At 38.3% G+C, this 15593-nt stretch carries 18 protein-coding genes; 9 read left to right on the top strand and 9 right to left on the bottom strand.

Annotation, left to right across the window (positions count from 1 at the left end; translation table 11 throughout):
- The first annotated feature begins 24 nt into the window (after positions 1 to 24).
- The 3 genes from kynA to ACYP5M_RS11510 all read left to right on the top strand — a co-directional run bounded on the left by kynA (position 25) and on the right by ACYP5M_RS11510 (position 2350).
- Positions 25 to 879, top strand: coding sequence for a tryptophan 2,3-dioxygenase (gene kynA / locus ACYP5M_RS11500; protein WP_459735058.1), 855 nt, complete (start codon positions 25 to 27; stop codon positions 877 to 879).
- A 46-nt stretch (positions 880 to 925) separates the two neighbouring features.
- Complete coding sequence (gene kynB, locus ACYP5M_RS11505) at positions 926 to 1552, top strand: arylformamidase (RefSeq protein WP_434167669.1); 627 nt, start codon at positions 926 to 928, stop codon at positions 1550 to 1552.
- Positions 1553 to 1717: 165 nt separating this feature from the next.
- Positions 1718 to 2350, top strand: a complete 633-nt coding sequence (locus ACYP5M_RS11510; RefSeq protein ID WP_434167670.1) for a LysE family translocator — start codon at positions 1718 to 1720, stop codon at positions 2348 to 2350.
- 136 nt (positions 2351 to 2486) lie between these two features.
- Here ACYP5M_RS11510 and ACYP5M_RS11515 read toward each other — a convergent pair whose 3' ends face one another.
- Positions 2487 to 2615, bottom strand: a complete 129-nt coding sequence (locus tag ACYP5M_RS11515; protein WP_260358459.1) for a hypothetical protein — start codon at positions 2613 to 2615, stop codon at positions 2487 to 2489.
- 241 nt (positions 2616 to 2856) lie between these two features.
- Between ACYP5M_RS11515 and ACYP5M_RS11520 the strand changes: the two genes are divergently transcribed.
- Complete coding sequence (locus ACYP5M_RS11520) at positions 2857 to 3498, top strand: hypothetical protein (RefSeq protein WP_452444513.1); 642 nt, start codon at positions 2857 to 2859, stop codon at positions 3496 to 3498.
- A gap of 141 nt (positions 3499 to 3639) precedes the next feature.
- Positions 3640 to 3984 carry a hypothetical protein gene (locus tag ACYP5M_RS11525; RefSeq protein WP_452444512.1) on the top strand — a complete coding sequence of 115 codons (345 nt, stop codon included), beginning with the start codon at positions 3640 to 3642 and terminating at the stop codon, positions 3982 to 3984.
- A gap of 90 nt (positions 3985 to 4074) precedes the next feature.
- Here the strand turns inward: ACYP5M_RS11525 and ACYP5M_RS11530 are convergent, their stop codons facing one another.
- On the bottom strand, positions 4075 to 4926 hold the full coding sequence (locus ACYP5M_RS11530; protein WP_434167672.1) for an MBL fold metallo-hydrolase: 852 nt from the start codon (positions 4924 to 4926) through the stop codon (positions 4075 to 4077).
- A gap of 133 nt (positions 4927 to 5059) precedes the next feature.
- Entirely contained in the window at positions 5060 to 6487 is a 1428-nt protein-coding gene (locus ACYP5M_RS11535) for a phospholipase D-like domain-containing protein (protein WP_459735059.1), read from the bottom strand.
- Between the two features lie 220 nt (positions 6488 to 6707).
- On the opposite strand from ACYP5M_RS11535, the gene ACYP5M_RS11540 reads away from it, so the two are divergent.
- Entirely contained in the window at positions 6708 to 7154 is a 447-nt protein-coding gene (locus ACYP5M_RS11540; RefSeq protein WP_452444510.1) for a hypothetical protein, read from the top strand.
- A gap of 508 nt (positions 7155 to 7662) precedes the next feature.
- On the opposite strand, the gene ACYP5M_RS11545 is transcribed toward ACYP5M_RS11540, so the two are convergent.
- The 5 genes from ACYP5M_RS11545 to ACYP5M_RS11565 form a co-directional block, all read right to left on the bottom strand.
- Complete coding sequence (locus ACYP5M_RS11545) at positions 7663 to 8223, bottom strand: peptidoglycan-binding domain-containing protein (RefSeq protein WP_452444509.1); 561 nt, start codon at positions 8221 to 8223, stop codon at positions 7663 to 7665.
- Positions 8224 to 8494: 271 nt separating this feature from the next.
- The gene (locus tag ACYP5M_RS11550) at positions 8495 to 10006 is read right to left on the bottom strand and encodes a PH domain-containing protein (RefSeq protein ID WP_452444508.1); all 1512 of its coding nucleotides are present in this window, start codon (positions 10004 to 10006) and stop codon (positions 8495 to 8497) included.
- Positions 10003 to 10437 (bottom strand): PH domain-containing protein, encoded by a 435-nt coding sequence (locus ACYP5M_RS11555; RefSeq protein WP_452444620.1) that lies wholly within the window; start codon positions 10435 to 10437, stop codon positions 10003 to 10005. The genes ACYP5M_RS11550 and ACYP5M_RS11555 overlap by 4 nt, the downstream gene beginning before the upstream one ends.
- A 116-nt stretch (positions 10438 to 10553) precedes the next feature.
- Positions 10554 to 11459 (bottom strand): ABC transporter ATP-binding protein, encoded by a 906-nt coding sequence (locus ACYP5M_RS11560; protein ID WP_452444507.1) that lies wholly within the window; start codon positions 11457 to 11459, stop codon positions 10554 to 10556.
- The gene (locus tag ACYP5M_RS11565) at positions 11459 to 12148 is read right to left on the bottom strand and encodes an ABC transporter permease (protein WP_452444506.1); all 690 of its coding nucleotides are present in this window, start codon (positions 12146 to 12148) and stop codon (positions 11459 to 11461) included. Before ACYP5M_RS11565 ends, ACYP5M_RS11560 begins: the two co-directional genes overlap by 1 nt.
- 157 nt (positions 12149 to 12305) lie before the next feature.
- Between ACYP5M_RS11565 and ACYP5M_RS11570 the strand changes: the two genes are divergently transcribed.
- The 3 genes from ACYP5M_RS11570 to ACYP5M_RS11580 all read left to right on the top strand — a co-directional run bounded on the left by ACYP5M_RS11570 (position 12306) and on the right by ACYP5M_RS11580 (position 15082).
- The gene (locus ACYP5M_RS11570; protein ID WP_452444505.1) at positions 12306 to 13022 is read left to right on the top strand and encodes a response regulator transcription factor; all 717 of its coding nucleotides are present in this window, start codon (positions 12306 to 12308) and stop codon (positions 13020 to 13022) included.
- The gene (locus ACYP5M_RS11575; protein WP_452444504.1) at positions 13009 to 14733 is read left to right on the top strand and encodes a sensor histidine kinase; all 1725 of its coding nucleotides are present in this window, start codon (positions 13009 to 13011) and stop codon (positions 14731 to 14733) included. The genes ACYP5M_RS11570 and ACYP5M_RS11575 overlap by 14 nt, the downstream gene beginning before the upstream one ends.
- A gap of 214 nt (positions 14734 to 14947) precedes the next feature.
- Positions 14948 to 15082: a hypothetical protein gene (locus ACYP5M_RS11580; RefSeq protein WP_452444503.1), complete on the top strand. Its 135-nt coding sequence runs from the start codon at positions 14948 to 14950 to the stop codon at positions 15080 to 15082.
- 107 nt (positions 15083 to 15189) lie between these two features.
- Here the strand turns inward: ACYP5M_RS11580 and ACYP5M_RS11585 are convergent, their stop codons facing one another.
- The gene (locus tag ACYP5M_RS11585) at positions 15190 to 15360 is read right to left on the bottom strand and encodes a hypothetical protein (RefSeq protein WP_225989034.1); all 171 of its coding nucleotides are present in this window, start codon (positions 15358 to 15360) and stop codon (positions 15190 to 15192) included.
- Positions 15361 to 15593: the final 233 nt, after the last annotated feature.

Here is a 15593-nt window from a genome sequence, read left to right on the forward strand (position 1 = left end):
ATGGAAAAGTGAGGAGATTGCGGAATGAAAAATGTGGATAACAATGAAAAAACAATAACGGGTCTAGAGAAAGAAATTCAAACCGACTTTCAAAAATCGATGTCTTACGGAGATTATCTCCACCTTGATAAGATTTTAACCAGTCAACATAGATGTTCCGATCATCATGATGAAATGCTATTTATCATTATCCACCAAGCGAGTGAGCTATGGATGAAGCTCATTTTACATGAGTTGACAGCAGCGACTGAGTCTATCCGCCAAAACAAGTTGGAACCTTCGTTTAAAATGCTGTCTCGCGTTTCAAGGATCCAGCAGCAATTGATTCAGTCATGGAATGTCCTTTCAACCTTAACTCCGGCTGAATACATGGAGTTCAGGGATAAACTGGGACAATCTTCCGGATTCCAATCTTATCAGAATCGTTTGATTGAATTTGCATTAGGAAACAAAAATGTCCATACGCTATCAGTTTATCAGCACATAACAGAGTTATACGAGCAAATGCAGCAGGCCCTTCATGAGCCAAGTATTTATGACGCGGCGATTAATGCTCTTGTAGCCCGCGGATTACCTATTGATCAAGGAGCCATCAGCAGGGATTGGTCACAAAGATATGAACCAAATGCCAGTGTAGAAGAGGCATGGCTGACAGTTTATCGCGATGTTGAGCAATATTGGGACTTATATGAGCTGGGCGAAAAGTTAGTGGACATTGGCCACCAACAGCAATTATGGCGTTTTAATCATATGACCACAGTGGAAAGGATTATTGGTAATAAGCAAGGTACTGGCGGATCATCAGGTGTAACGTATTTAAAAAGAGCACTTGATCAACACTTTTTCCCAGAACTATGGAGTTTAAGAACGAAGCTATGATGAAATAAGCAGCAAAGAAACAGCCAGCAGAGATGGAGGTAGATGCATGGGGACATGGATTGATATTTCACAACGTCTGGATGATAACGTTGCAGTTTGGCCTGGAGATACACCTTTCTCTTATAAAGTAAATTGGAGTAAAGAAGAAAGTGGATCTGTCAATGTTGGTCAAATCAATATGAGTATCCATACCGGTACCCATATTGATGCACCTTTTCATTTTGATGACGATGGAAAAAGAGTGATTGATTTGGATCTCGACTTATATATGGGAAATGCCCGAGTTATCCATTTACCAAACAAGACAAGCATCGGAGTCGATGAATTATCCAGTATAGATCTAACTGGCGTTACCCGTCTGTTAATACGGACGGATGCATGGCAGGATCGAAGTGTGTTTCCACAAACGATTCCTCCTATCCAGCCAGAATTAGCGGCATATCTTTCAGAAATGGGCGTCCGTCTTATTGGTCTTGATTTACCATCAGTAGATCCACTGGATAGTAAAGAACTGTCTGCCCACCATGAACTTGCCGGTCATGGAATTCACATTTTGGAAGGACTTGTATTAGACGATATAGGACCGGGTAATTATGAGCTGGCAGCCCTCCCTCTTCCTTTAGTTGAAGCAGATGGAAGTCCGGTACGTGCTGTGTTGAAAAAGTTACCCTAACAAAATTTTTCTAAAAAGCGAGCCAGATCAAAAAATGATTTGGCTTGTTTTTTTATTTCCTCCCTTTCTATTGAGGTAACCATTAACTATCAAATTTATCTCCCTAAACCAAGTGTATTTATGTTATAATTTTCAGAATTCATCACTAAGAGTGGAGGTCCGAATATGGAAAACTTTTATTTGTTCATCATCATGTGCATTCTTCTCATCATCTTACCCGGTCCAGATACAGCAATAGCCACAAGGAACACCGTTACCGTGGGGACGTCGGGAGGTTTTAAAACGATGTTCGGCACGTGCTGTGCCCTGCTTATTCATACATCAGCTGCCGTGTTAGGACTTTCGGCAATCATTGTGAAATCCGCTTTACTATTTTCCATCTTCAAATATGTCGGTGCCGTTTACTTAGTATATCTAGGCTTCAAGACCCTATGGGGATTAAGGAATAAACAAGTGGCCGCAGCGGCGGAAACATCAGTCAAAAGTAAGTACGAAAACCAGTCTTGCTTTAAGCAAGGCTTCCTTACCAATCTGCTGAACCCTAAAGTGGCCGTCTTCTTTTTAACGTTCCTGCCTCAGTTCGTGAACCCGGGAAATGATACGTTTTTACCGTTCCTGATCATGGGCATGACGTACACCGTTTTAACTGCGTTGTGGTTTGTATTTTATATCTATCTGCTGAACCAGATCAGTGCTTTCATGAAAAAGCCTAGAACCCAAGCGATTTTCGAGGGTATAACCGGGACGGTCTTGATTGGTTTCGGGTTAAAGCTAGCTCTGGAAAAAGCTCATAATTAATCTGAACTGCACCCTAATTGTTAGAAACACCTAACAATCAGAGGTGCAGTTTTTTGGAGAAACAGGGATTAAGGTACTTGCTGAGTTAGTGTCACAATAAATGAAACGATAATGTTTTCAAAAGAGAATCATATGTTCACTTCACTATTTTTCCCCCGTCACCGAACAACAGAATGTACAGTTTACCAGTTTTCCAATCTTCGCTTGCAGGGATTAAAAACAATGCACAAATACTTACTAAAGATAATCTTAGTAAAAGTTTCATTTCCATCCCCCTATTATTGTTTTTCTGCAATTTACCATAAACTACCACAAATAACGCTTTTGAACACAGTATATACGATACAAATATTATGAACTCCCCTAAGGGAGCCTTACATGCTTCTGAAAATTGGATTTTTTTAAATTCTTTGGTCATTCAACTTTTTGTTTAGGGTTGTCCAAACATCTTGAGGAATTTCTGCATTTATTATCATGTGGCAATTATAAAAAAAAGGATGAACGCTGTGTCAAAGAAAAAAGATGAGAAAACCAGTAAGAATAACAATGGTCAGAGTACTCGGTATACGACCGATGTTTGTGTTTTCATTTTAGGTAACGCTGCTGAAGTGAGAGAAGAAGATATAAGAACACAATTTAAATACGCCAGTGACATATGGGGAATTGATTTTCGGCCTAATATTTGTGATTTAAGAACTAAAGAAGGAGCACGGAAGTGTGGTTTGAAAACTGATGCCACTATAGCAAGGATCTCCGTACCTTTGCAGATGAGACAACGGGAGGAAGTTTTTAGAGCCTTAAGAAAAGGTAATCGTGGCCGTCAAACTGGACTTGCTGTGTTTTACATTAATGCACAAGACCTTAAAGATGGAAAGGCTATTGGTAACGTCAGCTGGGATAATAAAGGAACACTGGGTAATATCGTCATGACATATGATACATTCCAACAAAAAAATATGGATATCTTGGCTCATGAATTCGGACATGCCTTGTTAGTCAATGCACGTCATTTAAATGATAAAAACAACATTATGTATCCCTCAGGGACAGTAATCGTACCACCAATCTCACAAAGACAACTAAGGGCTATGACTACCTCCAAGCAAAGAGCAAAAGCCTATAAAAGACCTTATGTTTACAGAATTTGAAGCCCTATAGAAATGATGAATCCTCCCTCGTGATACATGTACAAGCTATATAAAAGTTATATTAAACGGGACCAGAAATAAGGCTATAAATGTTACAATATAAAACACATATTTTGTTATTTTTATACAGGGAGAATAGAAATGAAAACTATTGAAGTTAGGAAAACAAAGGATATCGGCTTAGGTTCCCTTTCTTTTGCACTGTGTTTAATCGGAATATTGTTTACCTTTCAATTTGGCGATAAACCTTGCATAGGAGATGATATTTTAATTAATATCGGACTAAGCGCATGGTCAAATGGAGATTCAGGTATTCATTATACAATGTTCTATTCGGCTATATTTTTCATCCCTTCCTTTATCATTGGTCATATTTATCCCGATAATAGAGGAGCAAAAGCAGGGAAAATCATATCAGGTTTCCTATCAATTCTTATTGTTTCAGTATTATTAACTATTATTATCGATTTGGTGTGGGGACCTTGAATGAGCCTTTGAGAACTAAGGCCAAATTAAAGGGTATGAGCAGCCCAGTATTACCGACCTCATACCCCAAGCCACCCCTATGGTCTTCAATCACTCAAAGTAACCATTCACGAAAAATCCAATTGTTTCACGTTCGTCCTCAGTTAGATCCCGCTTTAGTTCTTTAGCCAGTTCCTGCTCCATTAAAGCTCGGTTTCCCCGGTGTTCGACCACCGCTCTGGCACATTCTTTCATTAGCTTAAGCTCCGCCTCCATTTCCAGTCTCGTGCAAGGCTTATCATGATGGGAGAGTATGTAGGTTTCGGCATCATAGGCTTCAATTTTCTTAATGAGCAGCGAAGCCTGTTCAGCCGTATAATTCCATTTTTCAGCATAAAGATTGGCATAAAGGCAGTCTCCCAGAAATAATGTTTTTTCCTCCCGTACATAGATGATGCAGGAATCTTTGGCATGATCGCCCCCAACATGCTCAATGACACAGGTTATATTGCCGAGATCGATCGTCATCGTTCTTTCAAAGATGATATCGGGCAGAGGAAAGGAAATCTCTCTATTCGTCCCATGCTCCAATTTGATTGCATCGGCGCAAAAGGTAATCTCCGTCCCTTCTTCGACCCGTTGATCAAGGGCTTGATCTTCCCATGAAAGCTGCTGCATATCTTTAATGTTGGTGTATGTTTTTTCCTGACAAATCACTGGAATCCCGATATTCTCCAGTCCGAAAACATGGTCCCAGTGTGAATGGGTAAGAACGAGGAAATTCCCGCTAATATCATTCCGAAGCAATTCGTCCTTAAAGAGCTGTGCATGCCTGACTGAGTTACCGGCATCGATGATAAGCGTTTTCTTGTTTCCCGTCACGGCGGCAAGTACCGGGCGATCCGTTTCCTGAACTGGCGTCAGGTAGGCAATATGTTTCGATAGGTGCTGTAATGTTTGCATGTTTCTGTTCTCCTTACGATTGTTGTGATTAGCTTGCTCAAGTATAGCAAATTCCACATGTATTCATAACATAATCTCCGCTAAAGGCAAAAAAGACAACAATCTCCGTGATTGCTGTCCTTTTCGTCATCATTCAAATGAACCTATTCCAATATACCGTAACTTTCGAGAGGGCATTTAAAAAGGTGGATTTAACAAAAGACTCTTCCTTTTTCTGATCTTCAGGTGGTTCTATATATTTTTTATTGTCCGCAATGAGTGTACTATTTGAGATTTTCGACTCGATGGCTCCTGTCAACTGCGCTGCAAATGCTTCACTATCGATGACCACCATCGATTCTGTATTCAAAAAGGCAGATCGAGAATCCAAGTTGTAGGAACCCACTGCACTTAATCGTTGATCATAGACAACCGATTTACCATGCAAAGAATAAGGCTTTGAATATTCATAAAGCCTTGCCCCCGTCTCAACGATACTATCCCTAAGCTCCAAGTATCCGGAAAAAGCGATCACATTCGGGGTTGATGCCGTCGAGTTGGTTAGTATCGTCCAATCAGCCTTTGAATTCATCTTCTTCGGTACATATTCCTTCAAGGCATCCGCAGGAACAATATAGGGACTTTGGATAAATACCGATTGATTGGCATTCGCCGCAATATCCAATAGAGATCTCCACACAAAAGGGTATTTGTTAAACCGTTCGATTGGATTATGAATGAAGGACACTTTTTTAGTAGGTGTTGTAGCCTTGCTCCAATCGACGGCTGGATTAACGAAATCGGCTTCAGTTTGCAAAGCTATGCTGTATTTATTCGCCAATGCATCTCTTTCACTTTTCCCTTTTTCCATTTGCCTTTTCGAGAGGTCCGAAAAAACATCGCTCGTATACGGATGATTCCATAATTGATTCAAATAGTCCTTCATTTCAACGATTACACTATCTTTCTCCTCTTTAGCATTGAAAATGAGTACATCCCTGTCATAGACAAAGTTCCTCGGCGGCTTGCTTGCTAAGTACTTATCTGCAATATTTCTCCCGCCGATGATGCCTAACTTTCCATCTACAGTGATGATCTTGTCATGAAGGCGATTATGCCAGGTCCACGGCTTAAATGGCTTAAAGGTTTCGTAATATCTTAATTCAATGTTTTCATGCGAGGCCAATGCATAACGGGCACTGCTTAATTGACCTCTGAGTCCATGAGATATTCCATCCAGAAGGATTCGGACTTTGACACCTCGGTCAGCCGCATCAATCAAGGCTCCAAGAAAAAGCTCTGTTGATTTGCCTTTTCCAAAAGCATAGTAGGCAATATCGATTGAATGCTGGGCTTCCTGGATCATACGCATTCGGGCTAGTCCCGACTCATAACCGTCTTCGAGAAGCAGGACACGATCCACGGTGGCTTCCTTCTCTCCCATATATGCACTTACCTGTTTAATCGGCCTATTTTCTTCTTTTTCTGCTTTGGGGAAAAGAACAACAGCCGTCACCACTACATAAAGGACATATAATAGAAGAACAAGCAAAAATCCTTTAATTGCCGTTTTTACAGACATTGAGCACTCCCCCCTTTAAGCGATATTTTATTACTATTCGTAATATGCAAAGACTCTATTCAAAATCTGCAGGCTTGATAAATCTGACTACTATCGAGCGATGCCATTTACCCATCTGCTTGATCCTGGGTGGAACTTGGAACATTTATTTTCCTTTTAAATGTGACAAAGTGGTGAACATGAAAGCAGTTGCATAATATGATATAGAAGGAGGGATTTCATGCTTAAACAACCTGATAGAATAAGTATCTTCAATTATTGTTTTGCATTAGGGGTATCTGAAGTTTTCTTTTTATCCAGCTTTTATCTTTCCATTCTTGACGTTTCATTATTTACAATCGCTTTACCATTTTCCGCTTTATTTCTAATGTTCTCCTTGTACCTATTCCTTCGAACGCACAAAGCAGTAAAGACCTTACCCAACCAAGATGAAAAAAGAAGGGAAATTCATGCCTTCTATCATCAATCTTTCGGGATTTTCACGATCATTTTTTTCACTTTACTTTTTGTTGCTTTAGCCTATATTCCTTTGCTGGACAACGGAGGGCATTTCTATCTTCTTTATTGTTTACCGATGGCCTTGCTTTGTATGATTCCTTCAATTGTTTCTTATAAAGGAATGAAATTATTCAAACTGGATTCCGGCAAGGATCTAACGAAAGTCTAATTGATTTTACCAAAGACTTCGTTAAGCAATATCTCACCCATGTTTTTTAGTTGAATGTATAGGCAAAATGAGGATATAATATTGATAACTAATAAATAAAAAAAGACACTGGTTTAACCAGCGTCTTAATGAACAGCAAACTGCATAAAGAGCAGCGGCTTTCTGTGGTAAGTCAGTTGCTACTCGATCATGAAAGTAACCCTTTTCCTACATACATCTGGCCGGATGGTATGGAGGGGGTTACTTTTTTAATGTAACCGCGATTACTGCGACGATTAAAGAGGCGAATGAAATCATTAGCATCAGTCCGTCCATAATAGAAATCACCAGCGACACCCCCTTTCTGAAAAGGAGTGACCGCTGCCCACTATACCAAATTGCTGTCCATTTACTATTATATCTATATTTACTTGTTATTTATAGCCAAAAATAGATGTATTTAGTCTACTTTAATATCCATAAAAAAAATCCCACTTAAAGTGAGAACATTTTTTGCATATATATCCCTTTATTGTTCGACTACACGGCCATCTTTATAAATGTAAAACCACCCAATCGTTCCTGTGCCGCCTTGATCGATCCAATCTTTATTAGCTGCTTTATAATTGTAATATGATTTTCCTTTGCCATCTTTCAGCAATCTGCCATCACCGCTGAATACGATGTTGTTACCCAGCTTCTTCTTACCTAACGCGATCGCGTCTTTCTCCGTGAACTGTCTTCTTTCCACCTTATTTTCATCTAAAGCAGCCCATGTCTTCGGTCCGACGATACCATCCGAACTCAAGTTATGATCCACTTGAAACTCCCTTACCACATTTTGTGTTTGGGTACCGAAAATCCCATCAACACCTACATTATATTTAACATCTTTAAGGCTTTGCTGTAAGTCTCTTACATAACTCGAACGTGAGCCTTTCCTGAGGGTCGGGCGTGTTTCCGCCTTCGTTTCGATTTTCTGGATTTCACTGCCCTTTGATGCTGCGTGGGTAATTGAAGTAACCGTTCCTAGAGGGGCCAACATCAAGGCAACTGTTGGAATCATGACCAATAATTTTTTCTTCAACACATATAACCTCCATTCAAATGATCACTCCTGCAGGTTTCTGTCACTTCCCTTGGAGCCCATTCATTATAACGCAAGGAGTTATTTTATTGGTGTTTTATTACTTTAATTATAAAAAATGGTAAATATTATCCACAGGAAATATATTGCCGAAAAGGAATCCCATTATTGACAATGCACCGTTCTCATACAGGCTTTATTATATATATTGACAGTAATCATGATCTGATCGAACACTTACCCTGATATTGATCCTATTTTTATGTTATACCCTTCATTCAACTTTGATTTCATTTCTACGATTCATATACCATTTGTAAAACGAATCAGCCATCTCAAAAGACACATGGTCAATACCAGCATGATGCACCGGTTTAGCCCGGTTGATTGTCCCAATGGAGGCAAGGCCGAGCATTTTTTGAATGATATTTCGGGTTACGTTCACTTCAATGATCTTATCTCGTTTTGACACGAATAAAGATGTGGTGAGACTCCCGGTTTTGAATTGAATGAAGTCATTGTTCAAAATGTAGAAGGTATTGAAGAAATCTAATAACCTTGAAACAACAATAATAATTATTAGGATAGCAGAAAGAATCCACCAAGCTTCCTCCACTTCCAGAACAGTTGGCTTGAAATAAAATAAGAGAATTGTTGCTATGATCCAGAACCAGCTTGGCCACAGTATGCGCACCCAAAAGGATTTTATCGGAAGGGGAGTCATCTTCTGTGATATTTCATAAAATGGCAATATTTCCGAGACTATTTCATATGCCCGTTTAACAGGTAGATAGGGATAGAGTGAGTTGATTTCAAGCAAATCTTCGTCAGAACTCAAACCACCTGCACTTGTCAGTTTCACTTCGGCAAGTCCGAGCAACCGTTTCATGAAGGACTGTTTAATTTCAATTGCCTGCACTTTTTCTTTGGCTATAGAAAAGGCAGTTTCATCGATTAGACCTTTCGTAATGTAAATTCGATCATAGTCTGAGGAAATTTGATAATTCCCATATTTAAAAAAAGTCCTCACTATTCCGAACGTTATAGAAGCAATGACGAAAACAATGATGATGATCGTCATCATCCACCAAGAGCCTATTAGCTTTTCAAAAATCCCCACTGCTTTATTTTCCACATGAAAGATATCATTGATTTTGAAATAAAAAGAACTAATAAAAGGAATAAGGACCAAAAAACTAAGAGATGTAAAAGACGCTTTTATAATATCCTTTTTTGTCGGCTTATAATGATTGGTCCGATTTGAGATTCTTTTTTTAACTTCCTCTTCAACAGAAGGAATATCTTTATATTCGCTAGCATGAATGGTGGCCAATTCTTCCTGAACATTACTTTTCATATGCATTTCCATTCGATTTGCTTCCTTTTGAGAAATGACTTCGAATCTAACAGCAGCATCCTCACCTGCTATACCTGTTTCAAAATTAACGGAAGTCACTTTAAAAATCCGATGGAATAAAGACGTATGACGGTTGACGTTTTGAATTTTAGAAAAAGCAATGGTTCGTTCAGACCTGCTGAAAATTCCTTTGTATAGATGAAAGGAACGATAATCAAGTTCGTATTTATGGGTGACCCATTTTAAAATGATTGAAAAAAGTGTTAATCCGAAAACTATAAAAAAAACAACCCTGCCATATGTGATGAAGGTGGATTCAGAACCAGCTTTGATCACAAAGAAATAAATGACAAAGAAAATGGAATTCCTGACTAATTTACAGAAATTAAAAAGCATAAGAAGTGGATTGTATCGTTTTGCTGTCGTCATTGCACCACTTCCTTAATTTTTGCATATTGAGCAATCTGATTCCTTAACTTGATAGCAACCTCTTTTGGTAGAGCTGGTATCGAGTGAGCGGAACCCATCGTTTCAATTGAAACTGAACAGAGTCCGTATTTTCTAAGTAATGGTCCTTGTTTGGTTGCAACCGATTGAATTTTTGTTATTGGGACAATTTCATGCACTTCATTTAGTACACCTGATTTCAATTGTAAAAACTCTTCATCTACATCAAAGCGCCAGTTTTTATAAAGGAGAAAAGGGCTGATCAATGACCAGACTGCACCTAGCACAGAGATATCTGTAATCCCAATCAGAATCCAACCGATCCACTCTTTCCAAGAAAAACGATAATCTAGGTAAAGTAAGAATCCTAGAATGATGAATGCGATTAGATTCGTAATCGTTTCACTTAACATCCACACTTTTATCGCATCCTTGGATAATCTTTTTTGAGGTAAGCTCATTATAGAATTAATAAAATCACCGCCTGTATTTTAAATCAATGTGCTTTATAAACTTATATTCATTTAGCCTATTCGGCCAAAAAGATTTCTTCTAGTGATGGTTCTTTTACATTTACACGTAAGACATCAACCTTACACTGATTGAAAGCTCGGATCATATCAGCAATTTTTTTCTCATCATCAATATTGATAGTCACGTAAGGATCTTTCATTTCCAGTTCTGTACCTACTGACTCCAGCCACTGATGTAATTTTACTTGTTCCGATTTCGGCACCGAAGAATGCTTAAGCTTGACCCTTATCGTCGACCTATATAAGTTCCTAAGTTCTTCCATTGTGCCAATATTAACAATCTGACCTTCTTTCATAATCGCAATTCGGGTGCATATTTTCTCTACTTCATAAAGATTGTGGGATGTCATGAAAATGGTCGCCCCTCTTTTTTGCAAATCCTTGATCAGCTTTTGAATATGGATTGCGGATTCCGCATCCAAACCTGAAGTTGGTTCATCAAGAAAGATTAGCTCAGGTTCATGGATGATGGCTTGTGCAATTCCAAGCTTCTTTTTCATACCGAATGAAAATTTAGCGGCTTTTTTATGAGCATGAGATTCAAGACCAACTAACTGCAGGACTTCAATACACCTATCTTTTCCTGCTGGATTTCCTGAAAGAGCTGATAAAAACTTCAAATGCTCCACCGCCGTTAACGAGCCATATAATGTCGAGTAATCTGGCATTACCCCAATCCTCTTCTTTACCTGATCATTTGAACCTTTTACACCTAGAAGCGAGTAAGTTCCAGAGTTGGGTTGAATAATGCCGGTTAACATATTGATGAAGGTTGATTTACCAGCTCCGTTACGACCTAGAAAACCAAAGATTTCTCCTTTTTCCACGATAAGATCAATTCCTTTTACGATTGGTACCGCTCCATACGATTTCTTTAACTGCGTTGTTTCTATGGCGTTCATCAGCATTCCCTCCTTTTGAAAATCAGATTGGCGATAACGAGCATGATACCTGCTAATATAACAATCACCAAAAAGGTATAGTCTTCCCTAATCAGATAATAATAGGGGGTTATGAATTTCATCCAACTCACCCATACATTCGACGTAAAAGAAACCCATAATCCAATAATAGGAAAAGCTAACCCAACCATGATCCCAAGGAACATGGTAAATCCAGGCTTAGGAATGAGAACGGACAGTAAGATTGTTAAGCCTATTTGGTAGGTTAATAAACTCATTGTCTGAGTAAAGATAAAAACATCAATCTTCTGGGAAAAGACGCTGGTAAGCAAAAAGGAGGTCGTTAGGCAAATAAGCCAAAATAGCCAAATACCTAAAAACTTCCCCAGTATAATAGAGGTTCTTGACGTTCTTGTCACTAAAAATCTGATAGTGCGTTCGTGTGTTTCTCTGTTTAGGCTATCGTGTGAAAGGCCCATAACAAATAATTGTCCAAAAAATAATATAAGGATCAAAAGACCAACTGTGTGTATATTTTCAGCTTCCCTCGCTGTAAGTTCAATCCCAGACGTTAATAAATCGGAAAACTTGGCTGAATAATAGGAGGTAGCTAATAACATCATTACAATAATAATTGATTTAATTCCTTTAAATAAGCTGATAAATTCTCTTTTTCCAATAATATACATACTAAGTCTCTTCCTTCCTGTTCATCACTTAAGCACTATTATAGGTGTTCTTTCTTAAGCTACCAGAAACTCCACCTTAATTTTTCCTTAATTATTAAATAATTGGTAAACGAATGATATGATAATTTATATATCATAATAGAATGGGAGTATCCATATGCAAGAGACACAAATATTAATTGTAGATGATGAAAGTGCAATACTACATATGTTAACAACGATTCTAAAAAGAGAAGAATTCAAATATATAGATACAGCATATACTGCTGCGGATGCTTTGACCTTATGTCAAACAAAAAGATATGACTTGATCCTTTTGGATGTTATGCTCCCAGATCGTAGCGGTTTTGAAATTTGTCCGCTCATTAGAGAAACCACCGATGCCCCCATTTTCTTTCTTACGGCACGTTCAACAGATTTGGATAAACTTTCTGGATTTGCATTAGGCGCAGACGATTATATTACAAAACCCTTTAATCCACTTGAGGTTGTCGCAAGGGTAAAAGCACATTTACGGCGTCATTCAGGAAAGGTTTCACACACTTCCCAAACGTTTTACCAATACGGACAAATCCAAGTAAACACTCTATCTGGAGAAGTATCCGTGAATGGCAGGACAGTAGAATTGCCTGCACAGGTTTACCTGCTACTGCTATTCTTCTGTAAATATCCAAATCAGCTTTTTAGTAAAAGTCAGCTTTATGAAAAAGTGTGGGGCGAAGAATTTTTAGGTGAGGATAATACCGTTATGGTCCATATTAGTAAACTTCGGGAAAAGATTGAGGACACCCCAAGTAAACCACGTCATCTTATTACAGTAAGAGGACTTGGCTATAAATTTATTTCTGATGGTAGTAAACATGAACATTCATAAACGCTTCATTGTTCAGTTTTTTATACAATTAATTCTTGTTTTCATCATATTTTTCTTTATTCTATTGTCCATTTGGGCGATCATTGGCTTTTCCATCATGAATGACGAGGTTACAGAAGATTTATCTAAGGCAGATAGCACTTTCTTTTCTGATAGGATTACGATACAAGGTAAAAAAGTGGCATTCGATGACGAATTAAAACAGCTGGCAAAGAATCAGAATGGCTGGCTCCTAGTCCTGACAACAAACGGCGATGTCATTGGAGATTACAATACTTCGGAAAATGTACCTTCACATTTTAATGAGAGCGAACTTGCCGGTTTAATGCTGCAAAATAACTCTGACCCTGTGGAATACTTCCATTGGAAATTAGATGAAGCGTATCCGCAGCCACAATTGCTTATATTCGGTAGAAAAAATTCTGAGACTAGTCTGTTAAAAGAGGTTAAGACAAGTGTCGATTGGAAAAATCATCATCTTAATCTTTCCGCTACTACTCTTAAGCAAATAGATGAGGAAGAGGGATGGGTTCAATTAATCAATTCGACCGGGAAGGTATTGGATGGCTATGGTACCGATAAGGAAGGGATCTCATACACGAATCAGGACCTTAAAACCTTATCAGAGAGTGCACAAGATTCAGTTGATGCTTTCTTTGATACAGAGACAGAACAGACTATCATTGTGGGTATAAACCATTCAGGTTCGACCTCTCTAGAAGAAAACTTGTTCAAAAGGATCAGTAAAAGTGTTTTAACCATTTTTATAGTGTTATTTCTTCTGTTGTTAACAGGAACTTTCTGGTATGCACGTAAATTCGGGGTTCCTTTGATTACGATGATGAAATGGATTCAAAATCTTGGAAGTGGTTTATATGAACAGCCACTCGATCTCCATCAGCACCCTATCATGTTAAATAAAAAAGGAAAGCTAAAAAGGAAATATCGGTTATATAAGGAATTGATTACAACCCTTGAACAGTTAACCGAGACCCTGCATCAAAACGAAACCCAACGGAGGAAAATGACTCAAACTAGAGATGAATGGATAAGCGGTCTTTCGCATGATTTAAAAACGCCTCTTGCTTCCATATCAGGTTATGCTCAAATGCTTGAATCTGAAAATTACTCGTGGACAGAAAGAGAGACAAGAGAATTCGCTTTAATCATTGCCGAAAAGTCAGGATATATGATGGAATTACTTGAAGATCTAACATTAACATACCGTTTAAGAAATCAAGCTCTGCCCATTGTAAAAGAAGAAGTAGATATCATAGAATTCATACGCAGAACCATTATCCATTTCATAAATGATCCAACTAACAGCTACATGAAATTCGTCTTCCAGCCGAAAAACGAAACAGCTATAGCATCTATCGATACCAAATGGTTTCAACGGATTATTGATAACCTAATTGCGAATGCTATCCAATATAATCCTTCTGGTACTACGATTATAGTATCTATTTCGCCTATTGAGCAGCACCTTCTGATTATTACGATTGAAGATGATGGTATAGGTATGGACAATGAAACTCTAGATAAGCTCTTCCAGCGCTATTACCGGGGTACCAATACAAGTGATTCCGGTCGTGGAACTGGTCTTGGGATGGCCATAACGAAACAATTAGTTCACCTTCATGGAGGATCCATTAATGTAAAAAGTTCACCGCAAAAAGGCACAACCGTTCGTATCATTCTCCCAGCCTAAATTTGATGAAAAATAGGATAGCCAGAAATTCATAAGGGTACATTTGAATCATAGTTAAAGTTCAATCAGATTGGGTAACGTCAGGGTTTCGAAATGTTGGCGTATCGCAAATACTTTAGAATTACATATGTTGTTCGTAGGCAGGAAGAAAACACTTGAATAAAAACAAAATGGGGCTCTACCTAAAATTTAAAATAAGACTAGATTATCCTTCATGTTTTTTACTGTAATCCTTATTGGATTGAAGAAATTTGCGACACTCCTGCCGAATTACTGGCTATTTGAGACCGCAGCTGCTTGCTTTGATGCTGCTTTGCAGACAGTCGGCGGAAAGGGAGTGGATTTCTGAAATCGACTGGAACGTTTTTAAGAAAAATACTGCAGACAAACTCGCTTTTCTTCGAGTTTGTCTACAGTCTGAACAAAATCATCCCCTAAAGGGGATGATTTTCTTTTTTATTGATTTTCTGGCTGTTGTTGATTCTGCCCTGGCATCCCTGTTCCCATTCCCATCAAATTAGTGGCAAGCGGCACCATATTTTTCATTTTCCCGCCATTTCCACTCAACATTTGATAAGTGGCGATACCCACTCCGACCGAAGCGACTACTGGTAAAATTTTATCCATGTTTGCTCTCATTTACATCACCTTATTTTATATATTTTGTTCATTTCCTGAACTCTTATATCTTGTTCAAAAAAAAACCAAAAATTCAGATTGTATGTTACCAAAACAATTAGTAATAAAAATACGTTTTAAAGGGAAAATTCTTTCAAGAGGGATATTAGCACTCTTTAAATGAAGATATTTATTTTCATGTCGATAAAATCCAAACGCTTATCTTAAATTGTTTTTTAAAT

Source organism: Peribacillus sp. N1 (assembly GCF_054600815.1).